This is a genomic window from Megasphaera massiliensis (assembly GCF_000455225.1).
Lineage (GTDB): Bacteria > Bacillota > Negativicutes > Veillonellales > Megasphaeraceae > Megasphaera > Megasphaera massiliensis.
Genome location: NZ_HF954539.1, coordinates 1,171 through 1,883, shown reverse-complemented (window position 1 = coordinate 1,883; position 713 = coordinate 1,171).

Sequence of the window (713 nt, the reverse complement as noted above, 5' to 3'; positions counted from 1 at the left end):
AGAAGAGAGTTCTTTGAGAAAATATTCGTGAATGTTAACCAATAAGCTTAAGAGAAGAAGTCACTTCTTGAATATCTACGTCAGGTTCTCAGCCTAAATCTGTTACGTTACTGGTAGAGTAACAAATCTGTCCCTAAAGGTACAGGTACTTTATACCGAATATCAGCGAGGCTCAAGCAATAATCATCTGATCTACACTTTATATCTAAATTTACATATTATATTGACTTATATGGGATTTAATATAATATTTGTAGATGAATTTCAACAATGGTTTAGAATTTTTGAGGCTGAAAAATGATGTACAATTGTTTGTGTCACAAGAATTTGTAGCCTTTTCATGCAACAAAAAAATGATAATTTTTAAACTGAGATGCCACCAAGAAAGGAGGAACTCTACTCAAGTGTTACTATTAAGTAACGAGTTTTAGAGCTAGTTGAAAACTTGTTACTAGTTCAATATTAGAAAGCATCATGAAGGCTGAGATTATAGGCTTTATTGCTGATGAAAGAAATAGTAAATCATATCAATTAGCTGTAACGGTTATTACAATCTTCTTCTCCCCACCCAATATGGCTAGATTGAGGATCTCTAGGTCTTGTTTAAATAAGTAATTACTATGTACTACGTGGAATTAAAGAGTGCCCAACTAAGTAAATAAAAGAATATATAACAATTGAATAATTAGAGGACGGAGACTAAGTGATAGTTA